This window comes from Actibacterium ureilyticum (assembly GCF_002285435.1).
GTDB lineage: Bacteria > Pseudomonadota > Alphaproteobacteria > Rhodobacterales > Rhodobacteraceae > Actibacterium_C > Actibacterium_C ureilyticum.
Genome location: NZ_NSBT01000037.1, coordinates 136,821 through 157,432 on the forward strand (window position 1 = coordinate 136,821; position 20,612 = coordinate 157,432).

Annotated in this window: 23 protein-coding genes; 13 read left to right on the forward strand and 10 right to left on the reverse strand. The window is 63.3% G+C overall.

Annotation, left to right across the window (positions count from 1 at the left end; all coding sequences use genetic code 11):
* The first annotated feature begins 85 nt into the window (after positions 1-85).
* From CLM60_RS13555 to CLM60_RS13565, 3 genes are all read left to right on the forward strand, one after another.
* Positions 86-1,036 (forward strand): aminotransferase class IV, encoded by a 951-nt coding sequence (locus tag CLM60_RS13555; RefSeq protein WP_095589673.1) that lies wholly within the window; start codon positions 86-88, stop codon positions 1,034-1,036.
* An 82-nt stretch (positions 1,037-1,118) separates the two neighbouring features.
* Positions 1,119-1,562 carry a type II 3-dehydroquinate dehydratase gene (aroQ, locus tag CLM60_RS13560; protein WP_095589674.1) on the forward strand — a complete coding sequence of 148 codons (444 nt, stop codon included), beginning with the start codon at positions 1,119-1,121 and terminating at the stop codon, positions 1,560-1,562.
* Positions 1,559-2,305, forward strand: coding sequence for a LuxR family transcriptional regulator (locus CLM60_RS13565; RefSeq protein WP_095589675.1), 747 nt, complete (start codon positions 1,559-1,561; stop codon positions 2,303-2,305). The genes aroQ and CLM60_RS13565 overlap by 4 nt, the downstream gene beginning before the upstream one ends.
* A 320-nt stretch (positions 2,306-2,625) precedes the next feature.
* Here CLM60_RS13565 and tsf read toward each other — a convergent pair whose 3' ends face one another.
* On the reverse strand, positions 2,626-3,501 hold the full coding sequence (gene tsf / locus CLM60_RS13570) for a translation elongation factor Ts (protein ID WP_095589676.1): 876 nt from the start codon (positions 3,499-3,501) through the stop codon (positions 2,626-2,628).
* A gap of 84 nt (positions 3,502-3,585) precedes the next feature.
* Positions 3,586-4,365, reverse strand: coding sequence for a 30S ribosomal protein S2 (rpsB, locus tag CLM60_RS13575; RefSeq protein WP_095589677.1), 780 nt, complete (start codon positions 4,363-4,365; stop codon positions 3,586-3,588).
* A 197-nt stretch (positions 4,366-4,562) separates the two neighbouring features.
* On the opposite strand from rpsB, the gene CLM60_RS13580 reads away from it, so the two are divergent.
* Complete coding sequence (locus tag CLM60_RS13580) at positions 4,563-4,898, forward strand: cupin domain-containing protein (protein ID WP_095589678.1); 336 nt, start codon at positions 4,563-4,565, stop codon at positions 4,896-4,898.
* A gap of 13 nt (positions 4,899-4,911) precedes the next feature.
* Here CLM60_RS13580 and CLM60_RS13585 read toward each other — a convergent pair whose 3' ends face one another.
* Together CLM60_RS13585 and CLM60_RS13590 are read right to left on the reverse strand one after the other, a co-directional pair.
* Complete coding sequence (locus CLM60_RS13585) at positions 4,912-5,490, reverse strand: GNAT family N-acetyltransferase (RefSeq protein WP_176473880.1); 579 nt, start codon at positions 5,488-5,490, stop codon at positions 4,912-4,914.
* Between the two features lie 66 nt (positions 5,491-5,556).
* Positions 5,557-6,489 (reverse strand): homocysteine S-methyltransferase family protein, encoded by a 933-nt coding sequence (locus tag CLM60_RS13590; RefSeq protein WP_095589680.1) that lies wholly within the window; start codon positions 6,487-6,489, stop codon positions 5,557-5,559.
* Between the two features lie 225 nt (positions 6,490-6,714).
* On the opposite strand from CLM60_RS13590, the gene CLM60_RS13595 reads away from it, so the two are divergent.
* From CLM60_RS13595 to CLM60_RS13610, 4 genes are all read left to right on the forward strand, one after another.
* Positions 6,715-7,332, forward strand: a complete 618-nt coding sequence (locus tag CLM60_RS13595; RefSeq protein ID WP_095590702.1) for a TetR/AcrR family transcriptional regulator — start codon at positions 6,715-6,717, stop codon at positions 7,330-7,332.
* Positions 7,333-7,377: 45 nt separating this feature from the next.
* Positions 7,378-8,268: a PfkB family carbohydrate kinase gene (locus tag CLM60_RS13600; protein WP_095589681.1), complete on the forward strand. Its 891-nt coding sequence runs from the start codon at positions 7,378-7,380 to the stop codon at positions 8,266-8,268.
* The gene (locus CLM60_RS13605) at positions 8,265-9,188 is read left to right on the forward strand and encodes a pseudouridine-5'-phosphate glycosidase (RefSeq protein ID WP_095589682.1); all 924 of its coding nucleotides are present in this window, start codon (positions 8,265-8,267) and stop codon (positions 9,186-9,188) included. Before CLM60_RS13600 ends, CLM60_RS13605 begins: the two co-directional genes overlap by 4 nt.
* Before the next feature lie 64 nt (positions 9,189-9,252).
* A complete protein-coding gene (locus CLM60_RS13610; RefSeq protein WP_095589683.1) occupies positions 9,253-9,999 on the forward strand; it encodes a DUF502 domain-containing protein in 747 nt (248 codons plus the stop codon).
* 53 nt (positions 10,000-10,052) lie between these two features.
* Here the strand turns inward: CLM60_RS13610 and CLM60_RS13615 are convergent, their stop codons facing one another.
* Together CLM60_RS13615 and CLM60_RS13620 are read right to left on the reverse strand one after the other, a co-directional pair.
* Positions 10,053-11,597, reverse strand: coding sequence for an alanine/glycine:cation symporter family protein (locus tag CLM60_RS13615; protein WP_095589684.1), 1,545 nt, complete (start codon positions 11,595-11,597; stop codon positions 10,053-10,055).
* Between the two features lie 18 nt (positions 11,598-11,615).
* Positions 11,616-12,050: a universal stress protein gene (locus tag CLM60_RS13620; RefSeq protein ID WP_095589685.1), complete on the reverse strand. Its 435-nt coding sequence runs from the start codon at positions 12,048-12,050 to the stop codon at positions 11,616-11,618.
* Between the two features lie 162 nt (positions 12,051-12,212).
* On the opposite strand from CLM60_RS13620, the gene CLM60_RS13625 reads away from it, so the two are divergent.
* Entirely contained in the window at positions 12,213-12,671 is a 459-nt protein-coding gene (locus CLM60_RS13625) for an Lrp/AsnC family transcriptional regulator (RefSeq protein ID WP_095589686.1), read from the forward strand.
* 12 nt (positions 12,672-12,683) lie between these two features.
* Here CLM60_RS13625 and CLM60_RS13630 read toward each other — a convergent pair whose 3' ends face one another.
* The 3 genes from CLM60_RS13630 to CLM60_RS13640 are packed head-to-tail and all read right to left on the reverse strand — an operon-like array spanning position 12,684 to position 14,834.
* Positions 12,684-13,730, reverse strand: coding sequence for a patatin-like phospholipase family protein (locus tag CLM60_RS13630; RefSeq protein ID WP_095589687.1), 1,047 nt, complete (start codon positions 13,728-13,730; stop codon positions 12,684-12,686).
* Positions 13,723-14,064, reverse strand: a complete 342-nt coding sequence (locus CLM60_RS13635) for a pentapeptide repeat-containing protein (protein ID WP_095589688.1) — start codon at positions 14,062-14,064, stop codon at positions 13,723-13,725. The genes CLM60_RS13630 and CLM60_RS13635 overlap by 8 nt, the downstream gene beginning before the upstream one ends.
* Complete coding sequence (locus tag CLM60_RS13640; RefSeq protein ID WP_095589689.1) at positions 14,061-14,834, reverse strand: 3-hydroxybutyrate dehydrogenase; 774 nt, start codon at positions 14,832-14,834, stop codon at positions 14,061-14,063. The genes CLM60_RS13635 and CLM60_RS13640 overlap by 4 nt, the downstream gene beginning before the upstream one ends.
* Before the next feature lie 215 nt (positions 14,835-15,049).
* On the opposite strand from CLM60_RS13640, the gene CLM60_RS21345 reads away from it, so the two are divergent.
* The 4 genes from CLM60_RS21345 to arsB all read left to right on the forward strand — a co-directional run bounded on the left by CLM60_RS21345 (position 15,050) and on the right by arsB (position 19,888).
* Entirely contained in the window at positions 15,050-16,648 is a 1,599-nt protein-coding gene (locus CLM60_RS21345) for a calcium-binding protein (RefSeq protein WP_095589690.1), read from the forward strand.
* Positions 16,649-16,914: 266 nt separating this feature from the next.
* A complete protein-coding gene (locus CLM60_RS13650) occupies positions 16,915-18,732 on the forward strand; it encodes an extracellular solute-binding protein (protein ID WP_095589691.1) in 1,818 nt (605 codons plus the stop codon).
* Complete coding sequence (locus CLM60_RS13655) at positions 18,729-18,842, forward strand: entericidin EcnA/B family protein (RefSeq protein WP_095589692.1); 114 nt, start codon at positions 18,729-18,731, stop codon at positions 18,840-18,842. The genes CLM60_RS13650 and CLM60_RS13655 overlap by 4 nt, the downstream gene beginning before the upstream one ends.
* Before the next feature lie 26 nt (positions 18,843-18,868).
* Positions 18,869-19,888, forward strand: a complete 1,020-nt coding sequence (arsB, locus tag CLM60_RS13660) for an ACR3 family arsenite efflux transporter (RefSeq protein WP_095589693.1) — start codon at positions 18,869-18,871, stop codon at positions 19,886-19,888.
* Here arsB and CLM60_RS13665 read toward each other — a convergent pair whose 3' ends face one another.
* Entirely contained in the window at positions 19,889-20,584 is a 696-nt protein-coding gene (locus tag CLM60_RS13665) for a hypothetical protein (RefSeq protein WP_095589694.1), read from the reverse strand.
* Between the last annotated feature and the right edge of the window lie 28 nt (positions 20,585-20,612).

Genomic DNA, 20,612 nt, shown 5'->3' on the forward strand with positions numbered 1-20,612 from the left:
TATCCGGCCAGCCCCTTGATTTCCCTGCAGTCTCGTCGACATTGGGGCCGACAGAACTATTGGCCCCAAACGACAGGCAGCACAGATGCAGGCAGATCCCCACAGCACTACCCATGACGCAGCGCCCGATAGCCGCAACGACCACATCAAGATCTATCTGAACGGCCAGATCGTCGACAAGGCCGATGCGGTCGTATCGGTCTATGACAGCGGCTTCATGCTGGGCGACGGCATGTGGGAAGGTCTGCGGCTTTATGACGGTGAATGGGCGTTTTTCGACGACCATATGGACCGGCTGTTCACGTCGCTGCGCGCGGTGTCGATCGACAGCGGGCTGAACGCGAGCGATATCCGCGACATCCTGAACCGGACCGCGGCGGCCAACGGGATGACCACCGACGCGCATTGCCGGCTGATGATCACGCGCGGGCGCAAGGAAAAGCCGTTTCAGCACCCTGCCCTGTCAAAATCCGGCCCCACGGTCGTGGCGATTGTCGAACATTCCAAACCGGCCGAGGCGCTGATGGATCGCGGCATCCGGCTGGCCACGGTGCCACAGGTGCGCGGGCTGCCGATGAGCCAGGACGCGAAATACAACAGCCATTCCAAGCTGAACTGCGTGATTGCCTGCCTTCAGGCCGAACAGGCCGGTGCCGACGAAGGCCTGATGCTGGATCCGCATGGCTTCGTAAACACCACGAATGCCTGCAATTTCTTCATCGTGCGCCGGGGCGCGGTTTGGACCTCGACCGGGGATTACTGCATGAATGGCGTCACGCGCGCCAAGGTGATCGAGCTGTGCCGCGCCAACGACATTCCGGTGTTCGAACGCAACTATTCGCTGGTCGATGCCTATGGCGCCGACGAGGCGTTTCTGACCGGCACATTCGGCGCCCAGACGCCGGTGTCACAGATCGATGGCAAGCCCATCGGAACCACGCCCGGCGCGGGTCCGGTAACGCGGCGCATTCGCGGGCTTTATGCCGATCTGGTGGCCCGCGACGTGGCCGCGCAAAAGGCCGCGCGCGGGGCGTGATCGGCATGGAAAAACCGGGCGCATGGGGTTCTCGACAAAAAAACCGCGACCGTTTACAACAGCCCGAATTTCAGAGGCGACCATGACATCCATTCTCATTCTCAACGGTCCGAACCTGAACCTTCTGGGCACCCGCCAGCCCGAGGTTTACGGTCACACCACCCTGGCCGATATCGAGGCCGCCTGCCACGCCCATGCCAAGGGCGCCGGGATCACCGTGTCCTGTGCCCAGTCCAATCACGAGGGTGTTCTGGTGGATGAGATTCACGCCGCAAAAGGTTGTCATGACGGCATAATCCTGAATGCGGGTGCCTATACCCATACCTCGGTCGCGCTGCGCGATGCCATCGCCTCGGTCGAGGTGCCGACGATCGAACTGCACCTGTCGAACATCCACGCGCGCGAGGCGTTCCGCCATGTGTCGCATATCGCGCCGGTCGCAATCGGCCAGATCTGCGGGTTCGGCGCACAGGGCTATCTGCTGGCGCTGGACGCGATGGTCGCGCATCTGCAAGGCGCAAGATGAACGCGGCGCTGCTGGAAACCCTGCTTTCAGCGCGCCAGGTCGAGGATATCTGGCCCCCGTTCCTGTCCCAGATGCAAAGCTTCGGCTTTGACCGCGTGCTTTACGGCTTCACCCGGCAGCGCAGTGGCACGCATTTGGGCAATCGCGACGATTTTGTCGTGCTCAGCAATCTGGGGTCGGACTATCTGACGCCCTATCTCGAGGGCGGGTTGTATTTCGACGGCCCGATGCTGCGCTGGAGCAAGGAAAACGTCGGCCCCTGTTCGTGGTCCTGGTTGCAAGACAATATCGACCAGCTGACCAAGGCCGAACGCCGCGTCCTGGACTTCAACCGCTCGCACGGGGTCACCAACGGGTACACGATCAGCTTCGACGATATCTCGGCCCGTCAGAAAGGCGGTGTCGCGCTGATCGCGCCCGCCGACATTCCCCAGGCCGAGATCGACCGCGACTGGGACCGTCAGGGCCGCGAGATCTGCATCATCTGCAACGTCTTCCACCTGAAGATCACCACCCTGCCCTTCGCCCCGCCGGGCCGGGAATTGACCGAAAGGCAGCGCCAGGTGCTGGAATGGGTGGGCGATGGCAAGACGATGCAGGACATCGCCGCCATTCTGGGCCTGACCCAGGCCACCATCGAAAAGCACCTGCGCCGCGCGCGCGAGGCGCTGGATGTGGAAACCACCGCCCAGGCGGTGCTGCGGGCGGCGTCACAGAACCAGATCTATGTTCTGCAACCCTGAGCCGGCAGGAAATCGCCGGTTTTCCCGGGTAAGGTTTACCATACCTTCATACGCACCTTGAATCCGGTAATACTCCGCCCGTTCCGTGAGTGGTGGCCTTTGGCCTTGGGACAACAGAGACGTGGGTTCGTGCATTTGACGGATCCGCGGATCACACCGGGCGACCGGTATTGTATGTCGGCGTTGAAGCGAATTTCCTTTCGGCAACCCGGCGACAGATTGCGGGCCGTTTGCATCCCCTATCGCGCGGCCTGCAAACAGAAACGGTGCAGCCTAGGCTGCACCGTTTTTTTTCGTTCCGACGATGTCGGGCCGCGGGATCAGCCCTGTGCGGCCTTGGCGACCTCGGCGGCGAAGTCTTCTTCTTTCTTCTCGATGCCTTCGCCCACTTCCATGCGGATATAGCCGGTGATTTCGGCGCCCGCTTCCTTGGCGGCGGCTTCGACGGTCAGATCGGGGTTGATGACAAAGGACTGACCCAGAAGGGTCACTTCGGACATGAATTTCTTCATGCGACCGACGATCATCTTTTCGATCACCGCTTCGGGCTTGCCCGACTCGCGCGCGATGTCGATCTGGATCTGACGCTCTTTTTCCACCACGGCAGGGTCCAGCTCGGCCTCGTTCAGGGCGGCGGGGTTGGTCGCCGCGATGTGCATCGCAACCTGCTTGCCGAACGCCTCGTCGCCGCCTTTCAGCCCGACCAGAACGCCGATCTTGCCCATGTCGGCCGCAGCCGCGTTGTGGACATAGGACACGACGGTGTCGGCCTCGACCGTCGCGATGCGGCGCAGGCTCATGTTTTCACCGATGGTGGCGATCTTGTCGGTCAGAACGTCCTGAACGGTCTTGCCGCCCATGTCAGCCGCCAGCAGCGCGTCGACATCCGCCGCGTTCAGCGCCAGCTTGGCGATGCCGCCAACCATTTCCTGGAACTCGGCGTTCTTGCCGACGAAATCGGTTTCCGAGTTCACCTCGACCGCGACACCCTTGCCACCGTCGACGACAACGGCCACCAGGCCCTCGGCGGCGGTACGGCCGGATTTCTTGGCCGCTTTCGCCAGACCCTTGGTGCGCAGCCAGTCGATGGCCGCTTCCATGTCGCCATCGGTTTCGGTCAGCGCTTTTTTCGCATCCATCATGCCTGCGCCGGTGGTGTCGCGCAGTTCTTTCACCAATGCTGCGGTGATTGCCATCTTGGCTCTCCTCGATTCTAGTCTCAGCCCAGGCGCGGCCATACCCGCGCCCGGTATCAGGGATGTGACAAAGGCCGTGCCTTATCAGGCTTCGGCCGGGGCCTCGGCGGCTTCTTCCACGGCCTCTTCGACCGGGTTTTCGTCCAGCGCGCCGATATCCACGCCTGCGCCTTCCAGCTGGGCGCTCACGCCGTCCAGGGCCGCGCGGCTGACCAGGTCGCAGTAAAGCGAGATGGCGCGTGCCGCGTCATCGTTGCCGGGGATGATGAAATCCACGCCATCGGGCGAGCAGTTGGTGTCGACGATGGCGACAACCGGGATGCCCAGCTTGCGCGCTTCGGCGATGGCCAGGTCTTCCTTGTTGACGTCGATGACGAACAGCAGATCCGGCACACCGCCCATTTCGCGGATACCGCCCAGCGAGGCTTGCAGTTTGGCCTGCTCGCGTTCCATGCCCAGACGTTCTTTCTTGGTCAGGCCCTCGGCGCCCGATTCCAGCTTTTCGTCCAGCGCTTTCAGCCGGTTGATCGACTGCGAAACGGTTTTCCAGTTGGTCAGCGTGCCGCCCAGCCAACGGTGGTTCATGTAATACTGCGCGCATTTCTCGGCGGCTTCCGCGACCGGGCGCTGTGCCTGACGCTTGGTGCCAACGAACAGGATGCGGCCGCCACGGGCGACGGTTTCACGCACCACTTGCAGCGCCTGGTCCAGCATCGGGACGGTCTGCGTCAGGTCGAGGATGTGAATGCCGTTACGCGACCCATAGATGAACTCCTGCATACGCGGGTTCCAACGTTGGGTCTGGTGACCAAAGTGAACGCCAGCTTCCAGCAGCTGACGCATGGTGAATTCAGGGAGCGCCATGTCCAAATTCCTTTCCGGTTTGCGCCTTGGCGCGGGTATCAAGGGCATCTGCCCAACCGGCGGACCTTTCGGGATGTCTCCCCCAACGGCCCAACCCACGCCTGTGAAGTGAGCGCGCGTTTAGGCCATGGGCGCGCATTTGGCAACCCCTTCGCCGCGATTCCTGCTAGACAAGGGAAAAAGACGGAGGGTTTTCGATGCAATTTCCGGATTTCATCATGGGTTTGCCCGCGCTCGACATCCCGTTCCCCGAGGATGTCGTGTCCGCGCGCGCGATCCGATCCGACGCCGGGCTGATGGTTTTCTTTACCTTTCATCAGGACATCACCCTGCCGCCGCACAGCCACGGGGCGCAATGGGGTTCGGTGATCGAGGGGCGGGTCGACCTGACCATGGGCGGCAAGACGCGCAGCTATCGCCCGGGCGAAAGCTATGACATCCCGGCGGGCACGGAACATGCCGCACGGGTGGCGGCGGGCAGCAAGGTGATCGACGTGTTCGAGGAACCCGACCGATACCCGCTGCGCGCCTGACCGCCCTGCCCGCTCAGCGCATCAGCAACAGCCAATCGCCGGTCAGCAGCTTGCCATCCCGGTCCACGATCGGACGGCGGGCGGCCTCGATGAAGCCCACTGTCTTATACAGGGCACAGGCCGGGGCATTGCCGCTGTCGACCAGGATCGATTGCGGGCGCCCGGCGGCCTGGCGCGCGGCATGGGCCAGCAGCCGGGTGCCCACGCCTGCACGGCGGTGCCGCAGGCTCGTCGCCAGCACATGCACGTGCCAGGTCCCGCGCGCCAGATATTCCAGCGCGGCCAGCGGGCGAAACCGCAGCGGCACGTCGTCTCCCGGGCGTTCCATGTCGGACGGGATCTGGTATGTACAAAGCCCACCCGCCGCCGCGCCATTGCGCTCGGCAATGGTCCAGTTGCGCCAGGAATTGTCGCCGCTGTTGACCGCCATGCGCTGGCGCCCGATCTCCCACGGGTCCTGCCCCGGGGCGGCCAGTTCGGTCCAGTATTCCAGCGGCATGCCGTGCCCCGCGGCGTTGATGAACCACGCCAGACTGTCGGCATCCTGCCGCTCCGCCGGGCGCAGTAATGTCTGCTTTGTCATCATATTCATTGCCATAATCCTTGTTCGAAATCCGGGCCGGTCTTTGCGGACCAGCCCGGGCTTGTGCATGACGCCTCAGGCGGCGTTGGTATTCGGCGTATTGGGCAGAAGATGCCGCGCGGCACAGCCGACATGGCGGTGATCGGTGCCGCAACAGCCGCCAATCACCCGCAGGTTCGGCAACAGCGCCGCCAGAGCCCCATAGAGGTAGCCGAACTCCTCGGGGTTGCCTTCGTCCAGCACTTCAGAGGCATCCAGCTCGGCATGGCTCAGCCGTGAGGCATTGGCGCGGATGCCGCCGATCCGGCTCACCCAATCCCCTGCAATCCGGTCCGCGAAGTGATCGGGATGGGCGCAGTTGATCATGTAATAGGCCGGTGCGCCGCCGGTTGCGGCATCGGTTTCGCGGATCGCTTCGCCAAGGGTTTGGCCCGTGGGCAGGTGACCGTCGGTTTCCACCGTATAGGACACCACGACAGGCAGGCCGGTGGCGGCGGCGGCGCGGGTAATCCCGATCCCTTCGCCGGTATGCGTGATCGTGACGGCCGAGATCATATCCGCCCCCGCATCGGCCAGGACCTGCGCCTGGCGTTCATGCAGGCGCTGCGCCTCGTCCGGCGTCAGCAGCGCTTCGGGGGCATAGCCATCCCCGGCGGGCCCGATGACGCCATTGACCAGGATCGGCGTCTGCCCGGTTTCGTGACGGTCCCGCACGCCTCGGGCATAAGCGACCGCATCCCGGCTGACCTGATCCATCGCAGCGGGCGACCGGCCCAGCTGCGCGCCCCAATGTGCGCCCGATCGCCAGGTTGCGGTGTCCAGAACCAACCCGGTCCGGCCCGCGCGCGCCATGTCGATGAACCGCTGGAAATAAGCGGACAGGGCATCGCGCCCCGCCGCGCTCTCCAACAGATGAAAAGACGCAAACAGCGGCAGGTCGAACCCACCGTGGAAGATCAAATCGGTTTCCAGCCCGGCATCGGTCAGCCAAAGACGGTCTGCGTGCATAAGTTTGTCAAAGCGTGTCGTGTTAAAGGTCATATCAAAGTCTCCGTTGAATGGGCGTTTTTTGCCCCAACGCATCGACTTTGCGCTAGTTGACTCGTGGGTCAGTAAAAAGTACTGAAAATAATCATTTTATATCATAGGTATAGCCAGTTTCCCGGAAACGACGATTTGTCGCAGACCGGTCTGACTATACCATTGGTACAGCGCATTTTCGGGGGCCGGCCCATGAACAGACCGATCGACACACGCACGCGGATCATGGACGTGGCCGAGGCTGCCGTTCTGGCCAAGGGATTCGAAGCCACCTCGATCGAGGAGATCGTGGCCGCGACCGGGATCACCAAAGGCGGGTTCTTCTATCACTTCCCCGACAAGAACGCCCTCGGCCAGGCGCTGCTGGAGCGCTATATCGTGGCCGAGGATGCGCTTTTGGCCGATATCGGCGACAAGGCCCGCGCGCTGACCGATGATCCGCTGCAGATGATGCTGGTCTATATGAAGCTGTTGGCCGATCTGATTGCCGACATGCCCAATGGCCATCCCGGCTGCCTGATCGCGGCGGCGGTCTATCAGGAACGGCTGTTCTCGCCCGAGGTACGCGCGCTGAACCGCGATGCGCTGCTGCGCTGGCGGGGGCTGTTTCTGGACATGCTGCAGGCAATCGAGGCCGAATACCCCAAACGCGATGACGTGCCGCTGGAACATGTGGCCGATATGGTCAGCGCGGTTGTCGATGGCGGCATCATCCTGTCCAAGGCGCTGAGCGAGCCCAAGGCCACGTCGCAGCAGGTGTTGCTGTATCGGTCCTATGTCAAGCTGCTGTTCACACCGCCACGGGCCTGACGCTTTCCGCTTGCCAGTGCGCGGCTGGATTGCCACAAGGCCCGCATGACGCAATCGCCAGACATCCTGTGCATCGGATCTGTCCTGTGGGACGTGATCGGCCGGGCGCCTGTTCACATGAAGTTCGGCGCCGATGTGCCGGGGCGGATCACGCGCGAGCCCGGCGGCGTGGCGATGAACATCGCGATGACGCTGATGCGGTTCGGGATGCGGCCTGCCCTGCTGTCCGCCGTGGGGACGGATGAACAGGGGCACGAGCTGATCGGGGTCTGCCGGCGGCTGGGGCTGATCACCGATCATATCTATCGCTCGCCCGATCTGCCCACCGACCGCTACATGGCGGTCGAGGGGGCCAATGGCCTGATCGCGGCGATTGCCGATGCCCATTCGCTGGAAGCCGCGGGCGACAAGATCCTGACGCCGCTGTCGGATGGCACGCTGGGCGCGGATGACGCACCCTATGGCGGGGTGATCGCGCTGGATGGCAACCTGACGCAGCTTTTGCTGGCCGACATCGCCCAAAGCCCGCTGTTTGCCGCCGCCGATCTGCGCATCGCGCCCGCCAGCCCGGGCAAGGCCGAACGTCTGGCGCCGCTGCTGGCCCACCCGCGCGCGACGCTTTATGTGAACCTGGAAGAGGCCGGATTGCTGTGCCACACGCCCTTTGCCAGCTCGGCCGAGGCTGCGGCGGGCCTGCTGGCGCGTGGCGCGACCCGCGTGCTGGTGACCAATGGCGGCAATTCGGCGACCGATGGCGCGCCGGACGGGCTGCTGACCCGCCAGCCACCGCAGGTGATGGTGACCCGCGTGACCGGCGCGGGCGACACGTTCATGGCCGCCCATATCGCGGCCGAAACCGTCGGCAAGGATCGCGGGGCCGCGCTGGCCGCCGCGCTGGATGCCGCTGCCGCCCATGTCTGTGGAGAAAGCGCATGACCCCTCCCCTGATCCTGTCCGACGACGTGGCCGCCGCGCAAGCGAACGGCGCCCCGGTTGTCGCCCTGGAAAGCACAATCATCACACATGGCATGCCATACCCCCAGAATCTGGAAACAGCGCAGCGGGTCGAGGCACAGGTTCGCGCCCATGGCGCCACGCCCGCGACCATCGCGCTGATGGGCGGGCAGATCCGGGTGGGGCTGGATGCCGACAGCCTGACCGCGCTGGCCAAGACGCCCGATGCGCAAAAGGTCAGCCGCGCCGATCTGGCGGCCTGCCTGACCTCGGGGCGCACCGGCGCCACCACGGTCGCGGCGACGATGATCTGCGCGCGGCTGGCGGGGATCGACGTGTTCGCCACCGGCGGGATCGGCGGCGTGCATCGCGGCGCCGAAACCAGCTTCGACATCTCGGCCGACCTGACGGAGCTGTCGCAAACCGCCGTCACGGTCGTGGCCGCCGGGGCCAAGGCGATCCTGGACCTGCCCAAGACGCTAGAGGTGCTGGAAACCCTGGGCGTGCCGGTCATCGGCTACCAAACCGACGATTTCCCGGCCTTCTGGTCACGCAGCTCAGGCCTGCCGGCGCCGCTGCGAATGGACGCGCCCGATCAGATCGCGGCTGCGCATCTGATGCGTGAAACGCTGGGCCTGCCCGGCGGGCAGCTGGTCGCCAACCCGATCCCGGCCGAGGCCGAAATCCCACGCGACCGGATCGACCCGATCATCGCCGCCGCGCTGAAGGACGCCGCCGATGCCAGCGCCAAGGATGTGACCCCTGCCCTGTTGTCGCGCATCCTGAAGCTGACGGTTGGGCAATCGCTGGACTCAAACATCGCGCTGGTGCTGAACAACGCCCGGCTGGGCGCCGAAATCGCCCGCGAAATCGCCACAGCCCGCGCCAGGCCCCACAAATAGCACGGCTTTCATTGTCCTTGCCCCCGGCAATCCCTAGATTGGCCCGAGGGATACAGGGAACGCCATGTTTGAACAGGACGATCACCAGAACAACGAACCCCCACGCCGTCGCCGGACCGGGTTGCTGGCGGGGCTGCGCAACAGCTTTCTGACGGGGCTGGTGGTGATTGCGCCCATCGGGCTGACCGTCTGGCTGATCTGGACGGTGGTCGGCTGGGTGGATGGCTTTGTCCTGCCTTTCGTGCCCGATGCCTATCAGCCCGAAACCTATCTGAAACGGATCTTCGGCGAGGATACGACGATCAACATCCGCGGCGTGGGTGTGGTGTTTTTCCTGGTCTTCACCGTGTTCGTGGGCTGGCTGGCCAAGGGGATCATCGGGCGGTCGTTCCTGGACTGGGCCGAGGGGCTGGTGGACCGGATGCCGGTCGTGCGCTCGGTCTATGCGGGGTTGAAACAGATCGCCGAAACGGTGTTTTCGTCGGCCGATACGTCCTTTGACCAAGCCTGTCTGGTGGAATACCCGCGCAAGGGGATCTGGGCGGTGGCGTTCGTGTCGACCTCGGCCAAGGGCGAGATCAACCGCCGCATCCCCCGGGACGAGGCGCTGATCAGCGTCTTTCTGCCCACCACGCCCAACCCGACCTCGGGCTTCTTGCTGTTCGTTCCCAAGAGCGAGGTGATCATGCTGGACATGAGCGTCGAGGATGCCGCGAAGCTGGTGATCTCGGCCGGGCTGGTCTATCCCAATGGCAAGGACCCGACCCTGCCGCCCGATGTGGTGCCCCTGCGCGAAAAGATCGACGCCTAAGCGGGTGATGGCGGAAGCCACCGGCACATGCGGTGGCTTCACATCCCGATTTGCTAGTGGAACTTGCGGATCTCGCCCGATTTCAGGCGCGACTGATAGCTGTGCAGCTCGCGCTTGACGATGGGCATCAGCAGGTACAGCGCGATGATGTTGACCACCGCCATCGCAAAGATCGCCGCGTCCGAGAAATCGATCACCGGACCCAGGCTGGCCGAGGCGCCGATCACCACGAAGATGCAGAAGATCACCTTGAACACCAGCTCTTTCGACTTGCCCTCGCCGAACAGGAAGGTCCACGCCTTGAGCCCGTAATAGGACCAGCTGATCATGGTCGAAAAGGCGAACAGGATCACAGCGATGGCCAGCACGTACTGGAACCAGCCAAAGGCCGACGAGAACGCGGCCGAGGTCAGCGCGACCCCCTTGTTGCCGTCGATGGTCTGGATGGTGCTTGCGCCCTCGTCCAGCAGATAGATGCCAGTGTTGGGGTCCGACACGAGCTGTCCGGTGATGATGATCACCAGCGCGGTCATGGTGCAGATCACGACCGTGTCGATAAAGGGCTCCAGCAGCGATACGAAGCCTTCGGTGATCGGCTCCTTGGTGCGCACGGCCGAGTGTGCGATCGCCGCCGACCCGACGCCCGCCTCGTTCGAGAACGCCGCCCGCTTGAACCCCTGGATCAGCGCGCCGACCATGCCGCCGGCCACGCCCAGCCCGGTAAAGGCCCCCTCGAAGATCTGGCCAAAGGCCCAGCCGACCTGATCGGCATTCATCAAGATGATGACCAGCGCGGTCAGCACATACATCACCCCCATGAAGGGCACGACCTTCTCGGTCACCTTGGCGATGGATTGCAGGCCACCGACGATCACCGCAAAGACGATCACGGCAAAGATGATGCCGGTGATCCAGCCGGGATAGTCGCCCACCACATTGGCGATCTGCGCATGGGCCTGATTGGCCTGGAACATGTTCCCGCCCCCCAGCGCACCCAGGATACAAAAGACCGAAAACAGGATCGCAAGGAACTTGCCCGCGGGCAGGTTGCGTTCGGCGAAACCCTTGGTCATGTAATACATCGGCCCGCCTGAAACGGTGCCATCAGGGTATTCGTTGCGGTATTTCACACCCAGCGTGCATTCGGTGAATTTCGACGCCATGCCCATCAGACCCGCCAGGATCATCCAGAACGTGGCCCCCGGCCCGCCGATGCCCACGGCCACCGCGACGCCCGCGATATTGCCCAGACCCACGGTGCCCGACAGCGCTGTTGCCAGCGCCTGGAAATGGCTGACCTCGCCCGCGTCATTGGGGTCGGAATAGTCGCCCTTGACCAGCGCGATGGAATGCGGAAACGCGCGGAACTGTATGAAAACGAAGTAAAAGGTGAAGACCGTCGCGGCAATCACCAGCCAGGCCACAATCCACGGGAAGGACGTGCCGGGAAAGGCGCTGAAGATGAAATTGACAAACCAGCCGGTCGCGGCGGCAAAACCGTCGTTGATCTGCTGGTCCAGCGATTGAGCCCCCGCCGGGGCGGCGCTGGCAAGAAGGGCGGCCGCCAGGATCGGCGCCGAATTGGAAAACTGTTTCATGATCTATCCCTGTTCTTCTTATGGCACGATGGTCACGGGCACGGGCGCGGCCTGAGCCAGGCTACCGGCAACCGACCCGAACAAGCGCGATGACAGCGACGAATGACCGGTGCGCCCGATCACGATCTGATCGGCACCGGCATCCTTGGCGATGGCGCAGAGCGTGTCGGCGATATGGCCGTATTTCAGCGCCGACGTGACCGGCACGCCGCTGTCGGCGACCGCGTCCAGCACCGGTTTCAGAACCGCGTTCTCGGCGCGCTCCAGCTCTTCCTTGCGGCGTTTGTGCCGTTCTTCCAGCTCGGTCGGGGTCAGAAAGGAATAGGGCGACCATTCCAGCACATGGGCCACAACGATGCTGCCCCCGTTGGTCTTGGCCAGGCCAAGCGCGAATGCCAGGGCCGAATTGGCGCTGGTGCTGCCGTCAAAGCCGACGACGATCTTGTGTGTCATGTTTACCTCCGTCTGATGGTTGTTGATTGTTTCGAGACAATCACTGTTGAAGTGCCCCCACGTTACCCATCTTGGCCCAAAAAAGATTCTCAAAGATCTTGTTCTTTCGGAAATTTTCCGGAAATATTCCGGTTCGTGCCCACAGATTAATAAGTTATTCCGATGGACAGGCTGGATATAAAGATTCTTTCCACGCTTCAGCGTGACGGCCAGATTTCCATGGCGCGGCTGTCGGAACAGGTGGGGCTTTCGCTGTCGGCCTGTCACCGGCGGGTCAAGATGCTGGAGGCGGACGGCAAGATCTCGCATTACGCGGCGCGGCTGAACCGCAAGCGCGTGGGGCTGGAAATCCAGGTATTCATCGAGGCCAAGCTGCTGAGCCAGCGGCGCGAGGATATCGAGGCGTTCGAAGACGCCATCCGCGAGATGCCCGAGGTGCTGGAATGCCACCTGATCTCGGGCGAGTTCGACTATCTGATGCGGGTGGCGGCGCGGAATACCGAAGATTACGAAAAGCTGTACCGTGACCGGCTGACGCTGATCCCGTCAGTGGCGCAGATGAAGACGCTTCTGTGCCTGTCCACGGTCAAGGAATTCCGTGGCTTTCACCTGCAGGACTAGCCGCCCGGTGCTTCAGGAAAACATCTCGACCAGATCGACGCTGTCGGTCTTGCCCAGCTTGTCGAAATCCTGTTCCAGGAACTGCGCCGCGGCGCGCTGACCGGCGGCCTTCAGCTCGGCCAGCACCGACGGGGTCGGCACCAGCTTGGTCGCCACGCTGAGCGTGTTCATCAGCACATCGTCGGAAATCATGTGCACCAGCACGCGTTTCATCGAATTGCTTTGCAGCGTGCCCTGATCCAGCAGCCGCCGCACGAAGGCAATCGCGCGCAGCTCGCGCAGCAATGACGAGTTGAAGCTGATCTCGTTGATGCGGTTCTGGATCTGTTGCGGGGTGATCGGGATGTCGGCGCGGTAAAGCGGGTTGATGTTCACCACCAGAATGTCGTCGGGCAGGGTTTCGGAAAACAGCGGAAACAGCGCCGGGTTGCCGGTATAGCCGCCATCCCAATAGGCCTCGGTCTCGCCGCTGCGGGGGTCCGTGACCTCGACCGCCTGAAACAGCGTCGGCAAACAGGCCGAGGCCAGGATCGAGTCGACCGAGATCTCCTCGTGGTCGAACACCTTGATCTTGCCGGTGCGCACATTGGTCGCGCATATCCAGAAGGCCGGCCCCTGATCGGTGCAAAGCGTCGGGCAGAACAGCTCGGCCACGATGGGCGCCAGCGGGTTGTGATAGAACGCCCCCTGCGCATAGGGGCTGTTCAGCCGCGACAGGAAATCGGCGGTGATGAACGCGGCCGAGGTTTCGATCAGATGCGAGATCGCGGCCGAGGGCAGCGACCACATGCTGATCAGCCGCGACAGGTCGGGATCGCCCACCGCGCCCACGCGATGCCACAGCCAGTCCAGCTTTTCGCGCGCGCCCGCGCGCCCGCCGGTGGCCAGCCCCGATTTCACCGCCGCCCCGTTCAGCGCCCCGGCCGAGGTCCCGGAAATCCCCGCGATTTCGATCCGGTCGTCCTGCAACAGCGTGTCCAGCACCCCCCAGGTAAAGGCGCCATGTGCGCCGCCACCCTGCAGCGCCAGGTTGATCCGCTTCGGTTTGGCCTTAGCCATTGCGGCGCTTCTCGTCATAGGCGGCGATCATGTCGCTCAGCTTGATGCCGTCGATGGTCAGACCGGTGATGTTGGCATTGGTGATCGCCAGCCCCGACAGGTTGGCGTTGTCGATGGTCACCTCGGACAGGTTCACATTGCGAAAGGCCGAGCGTGTCAGGTTGACGTTTTCCACCTGCAACCCGCTGGCATCGACATCGTCCAGACGCGCCCCGATCAGGTGCGAGTCCCGAAACTCTGCCTCTTTCAGGCTGACACGGGTGAAGCGCGACCCGCACAGGAACATGTTGTCGATTTCCAGCGTGTCGCGCCCGGCCTCGTCCGCGCCGGTCATAGCGCGGTCCAGCCGCCATCGACGCTGATCGTGGTGCCGGTGATCTGCGCCGCCGCGTCCGAACACAGGAACACCGCCGTGCCGCCCAGCTGTTCGACGGTGGCGAATTCCTTGGACGGCTGCCGCGTCAGCATGACGTTCTTGATCACGTCCTCGCGGCTCATGTCGTATTCCTTCATCGTGTCGGGGATCTGCGCCTCGACCAGCGGGGTCAGCACGTAACCGGGGCAGATCGCATTGGCGGTGATCGGCTCCTCGGCGGTTTCCAGCGCCGTCACCTTGGTCAGCCCCACGACCCCGTGCTTGGCTGCGACATAGGCCGATTTATAGGGCGAGGCCGTCAGCCCGTGGGCCGAGGCGATATTGACCACCCTGCCCCAGCCCGCCTTGCGCATCATCGGCAGCGCCGCCGCCGTGGTGTGAAAGGCCGAGCTAAGGTTGATGGCGATGATCGCATCGTATTTCTCGACCGGGAATTCGTCGATCGGGGCCACGTGCTGGATACCGGCATTGTTCACCAGGATGTCACAGGCGCCCGCCTTTTCGATCAGCGCGCGGCACTGGTCGCCCTTGGACATGTCGGCCTGAATATACCGCACGTTGACGCCATGCTCTTTGGCCAGATCCGCGGCCAGTTTGTGGTCTTCATCATTGTCGGTGAACGAATTCAGAACCACATCGGCCCCGGCCTTGGCCAGTTCGGTGGCCACACCCAGCCCGATCCCCGAATTCGACCCGGTCACGATGGCGGTTTTTCCGTTGAGCTGCATCTTCACAATTCCTTTTCACCCATGTTCCCATCAACATATGCGCCTTCCGCGACAGGTCGAGGTCAAAGGCAGGCTTTCGTTTCATTTAATGCCGAATTCAGCGCCATGAAACCTGTGGTTGTTTCGGTCCCGCGCCGCTCTGCCAACTTGTCGCCGCATTTTGCCGGTTGAACCTGTGACAATGTGTTTGGATTCGTGATGAACGGGACAGTGTGATGGACAGTTTTCTTTATGCCGATGCCACCGGGTTCTTCTGGGGCGGGCCCGATACGGTATATGGCATCGACAGCGGCGTGCGGGTCACCGGCCAGGATCTGGTCTATGGGCCCGATGGCGTGCCCGTGTCGGGCACCGTGACCGAGATTTTCTATACCGTGGTCGTCGGCACCGTTTACGATGATTTCGCGAGTTATCCGCAGGTGCGCGAGAAAGCGTACCGGGACCTGGATCTGAGCGTGGCAGAGCTGTCGGCCTTCGACCCCGACTGGTACATGCCCGGCCGTTTCGACGGGCTGCTGGGGATCTCCGAGACCATCGTGCTCGATCTGCTCACCCTGCCTGCGGCGCTGAACGAGTTTGGCCATAACGGGGCGATCGGCAGCGAGATCGCGGATATCGTCCACGGATCCGACAATTCCGACCATGTCCTGGGCAATGGCGGCGATGATCTGCTGACCGGGCATGGCGGCCATGACGAGATCGACGGCGGCGCGGGCGACGATTCCATTTCCGGCGGCGCCGGTGACGACTGGGTGGCTGGCGGGGACGGGAACGACACGCTTTCTGGCGGCGCGGGCTTTGATGTGGTCATGGGCGGGGATGGCGACGACCGTATTTCGGGCGGCGGCGAGAACGACACGCTTGTGGGCGAAGGCGGGAACGACACGCTTCGCGGCGGCGCGGGCGATGATCAGATCTTCGACGAAGACGGCCAAAATTTCGTCCACGCTGACAGCGGCAACGACAATATCCAGACCGGGAATGGCGACGATCTGATCGATGGCGGCGACGGCAACGACATCATCCTGTCCCGCGCCGGGGCCGATACGATCCGGGGTGGCGACGGGGATGATTACATCGTCGTCACATCGGGGCAGAACGTGGTTTCCGGCCAGGATGGTCAGGACAGGCTCTATGGCGGGTCGGATGACGATTTCCTGAAGGGCGGCGCGGACGACGATTTTCTGTCGGGCGGGGACGGTCAGGATTCCCTGTCCGGTGGCACCGGGGGCGACATGATATGGGGCGGCGCGGGCGATGACACGCTGAATGGCGGGGATGGCGACGACCACCTGATGGGCGACGCCCCCGGCCTGTCGACACTGATCGGCAATGACCGTCTGAATGGCGGCAACGGAAACGACTATTTGTTCGGCGGGCTTGGAAATGATACGCTCATTGGCGGCGCGGGGGCGGATTTCCTGATCGGCGAACATGGCGATGATCGCCTGTATGGCGGCGCGGGCGACGATTTCCTGCTGGCGGCCTCGGGCAATGACGTGCTGCGGGGCGATGCGGGGGCCGATACATTCGTGTTCTCGTTCACCGACGGGCCGGACGGCACCTATGCAGGTACTGCGAGAGTGCAGGATTTCGAACTGACCGAGGATCTGATCGCGATCCAATACACCCAATCCACCACCGCGCAGGAACAGTTCGACCTGTTTCTGGCCACTGCCGAACAGGTCGGCTCATCCGTGGTCTGGACGAATGAAAGCGGCGCTTACACCGCCACGTTCCGCAACCTGGAGATGGACGATCTGACCCTCAGCAACTTCATCGAGATCGAGGGCACGCTGATCTCGACCGCCTGAACGCCATTGCGGCACCGGATGCAAGGGCCCCGTTGGCGCGGCGTGGCTCTTGCCCCGCAGGCGTCCTGAAACTGCCCAAAAAAAACGCCGGCGCGAAGCCGGCGTTAAGTTATTGAGGCAGGTTTCATACAGGCAAGAAACCTATCGAGCAGTGACCTCTTTATACGCAATCCACCGCCTGCGTCCAAGCTAAAAGTTTGAAAAGCCTGACAAGCCGCCATAGTGTCTGCGTCAAAGAATAAAGGGGTTTGAGGAGTCGGGTCGTGATGTGCCTGAAAACCAACGCGCGGCGTGCCGCGCGAATCGTCGCCATTTGGGTGATTCTCTTTCAGGGATTCGCGGCCGCCGAACCGATGCACGGAATAGCAATGTACGGGAAACCCGCATTGCCCCCCGATTTCACCGCCCTGCCCTATGCCAATCCCGATGCGCCGACGGGTGGGCGGATCGTCACGGGCGAGGTCGGCAGTTTCGACAGCCTGAACCCGCATATCCTTAAGGGGCGGGTGCCGTGGCAGCTGCGGTTTCTGGCCTATGAAAGCCTGATGGGCCGCAGCTATGACGAGCCGTTCACGCTTTATGGCCTGCTGGCGGAAACGATCGAAACCGGCCCGAACCGGGAATGGGTGGAATTCACCCTGCGCCCCGAGGCGCGGTTTTCCGATGGCACGCCGGTCACGGTCGAAGATGTGCTGTGGTCCTATGAAACGCTCGGCACGGTCGGGCATCCGCGCTATCACGGCGCGTGGAAACGGGTGACCCGGGCCGAACAGACCGGCGAACGGTCGGTGCGTTTCACCTTTGCCGAGCCCGACCGCGAGCTGGCGCTGATCATCGGCATGCGGCCCATCCTGAAAAAGGCGCAATGGGAAGGGACCGATTTCGCGCAAAGCGGGCTGAACCAGATCCCCATCACCACCGCGCCCTATGTCATCGACGGGTTCGAGGCCGGGCGCCATGTCACCCTGCGCCGCAATCCCGATTACTGGGGCAAGGACCTGCCCTTCCGGCGCGGGACGAACAACCTGGACGAAATCCGGATGGAGTTCTTTGGCGACGCCAATGTGATGTTCGAGGCGTTCAAGGCCGGCGAGATCACTACAAACCGCGAAACCAGCAGCGCCGCGTGGAATGACAATTACAACTTTCCGGCGGTGCGGTCCGGGGCGGTGGTCAAATCCGAAATCCCGCATCAGCGCCCGTCGGGCATCTGGGGCTTCGTGATGAACACCCGACGGGCGCCGTTCGGTGACTGGCGGGTGCGGTCGGCGCTGATCCATCTGTTCAATTTCGAATTCATCAACGACACGCTGAACGACGGCGCGCTGCCGCGTGTCACGTCATATTACGCCAATTCGGTGCTTGCGATGCGCCCCGGCCCGGCCGAGGGGCGGGTGCGGGAGCTTCTGGCGCCCTTTGCCGACACCCTGCCCCCCGGCGCGCTGGATGGCTATGCCCTGCCGGTCAGCGATGGCAGCCTGCGCAACCGCCGCAACGTGCGCAAGGCGCTGGACCTGTTCCAGCAGGCCGGGTTCACCATCAACGACCGGGGCCAGTTGCAGACGCCCGCGGGCAAGCCGCTGCGGTTCGAGATCCTGTTGAAACAGTCGCAGACCGAATATGGCCGGATCGTCGACATCTATATCGACGCGCTGACACGCGCGGGCATCACGCCGGTCTTCACCACCGTCGACAGTGCGCAGTACAAGGAACGCACCGACGCCTATGATTTCGACATGACCTTCTATGAACGCGGCCTGTCGCTGAGCCCCGGCAACGAGCAGAAGCTTTACTGGGGCCGCGAAGGCGTCACCGAACCCGGCACGCTGAACTGGATGGGCATGGACAGCCCCGCCGCCGAGGCGATGATCGACGCCATCCTGCAGGCGCAGACCAACGCGGATTTCGTCGCCGCCGCCCGCGCGCTGGACCGGGTGCTGACCACGGGCCGCTATGTGATCCCGATCTGGTATCAGCCCGTGGCGCGCATTGCCCATGTCAAACAGCTGCGCTATCCCGAACGCATCCCGATTTACGGCGACTTTATCGGCTTTCAGCCCGATGTCTGGTGGTATGAAGAATGAAGAAACTGCTGATCACATGCGCATTGCTGGCCCTGGCGGGCTGTTCGACCGTTGAAGGTATCGGCAAGGATATCTCGGCCGGGGCGCGCACCGTGCGCGACACGTTCTAGCGCAACAGAGCCAGGGAGTCGGGCGCATGGGTGTTTTCGAGCGCTATCTGTCTGTCTGGGTGGGTCTGTGCATACTGGCCGGGATGGCCTTGGGCAATCTGGCGCCGGGGCTGTTCGCGGCCATCGCGGGGCTGGAGGTCGCGCATGTGAACCTGGTGGTCGCGGTGCTGATCTGGGTCATGATCTATCCGATGATGGTTCAGGTCGATTTCAACGCGATCAAGGATGTGGGCAAATCGCCCAAGGGGCTGGTGCTGACGCTGGTGGTGAACTGGCTGATCAAGCCCTTTACCATGGCCGCTTTGGGCTGGCTGTTCTTTCGGGTGCTGTTTGCCGGGATGGTCGATCCGCAGACTGCGGGTGAATATATCGCGGGCATGATCCTGCTGGGTGTGGCGCCCTGCACCGCGATGGTCTTCGTCTGGAGCCAGCTGACCAAGGGCGATCCGAACTATACGCTGGTGCAGGTGTCGGTGAACGATCTGATCATGATCTTCGCCTTTGCGCCCATCGCCGCGTTCCTGCTGGGGATATCCGATGTCACCGTGCCGTGGCAGACCCTGCTGCTGTCGGTGCTGCTTTATGTGGTGCTGCCGCTGGTGGCGGGCGCGCTGACCCGCGCACGGCTTCAGGCACGCAACAGCGGCGCGCTCGATGGGTTGCTGGCGCGGTTGAAGCCCTGGTCGGCCATCGGGCTGCTGGCAACGGTGGTGCTGCTCTTCGGGTTTCAGGCCGAAACGATCCTGCGCAATCCCGGCGCCATCGTGTTGATTGCGATCCCGTTGATCCTGCAAAGCTATGGCATCTTTGCCGTGGCCTATGTCGCCGCGCGGCGCATGGCGCTGCCGCACCGGATCGCGGCGCCGGCCTGTCTGATCGGCACGTCGAACTTCTTTGAACTGGCGGTCGCGGTGGCGATATCGCTGTTCGGGCTGCATTCGGGCGCGGCGCTGGCCACGGTCGTGGGCGTTCTGGTCGAGGTGCCGGTCATGCTGTCGCTGGTGTGGTTTGCCAACCGCACCCGACACTGGTTCCCCGCCGCGTGATCAGTGCAGCGGCCGCTGGCGGCGCGACACGATCCGGTCCAGCATGAACGGCCCGATCATCGCGCCCGCCGCGGTCACGTCCCAGCGGTCCTCGTCGACCTGGCGGACCGCGCCCACCTTGGCATAGCGTTGCAGGATCGCGGCAAACGCCTGATTGCCCGCCGCCTGCAACCCCTGCTCGTTGCGAAACAGCATGTCGCGCAGCAGGTTCAGATTTTCCATACGGATCCCCTGATGCAGCTTGTCCAGCCGCAGGAACGCGTCGGCAAAACGGGTGACGCGGCCCGGTTCGCCGCCCAGATCGTTCATCAGCGCCTGTGCGCCCGCCATGAACCAGCGCCCGCGATCGGCGCCAAAGGCGGTCAGCACATGCGCCGCCGGGGTGATCGGCAGGTTCTGCATGTTGTCGGGGATCGGCGCGGGATCGAAATAGCCCAGCAGCGTCAGCCGGGTCCAAAGCTCGTTCGTGACCGTGTCGGGCACCGTCAGCAGGGTGGCGCTGTCGCCCCGCTCGCTGGCCTTCAGCGCGGCGGCAAAGGTCGACCTGTCACCATCGCTGAGCCCGTGCACCAATGCGTAAAGATCGCCCCACCAAGCGGCATCGGTCACGGTATCGGTGGCGCAATGCACGAACACCTCGTCCTGCGCCCCGTTCTTCAGCACCCGCGCACGCGGTTTGCGGCGGAAAAAGCCCATCTCTGTCACCCCTCAGGCATGTCAGGAC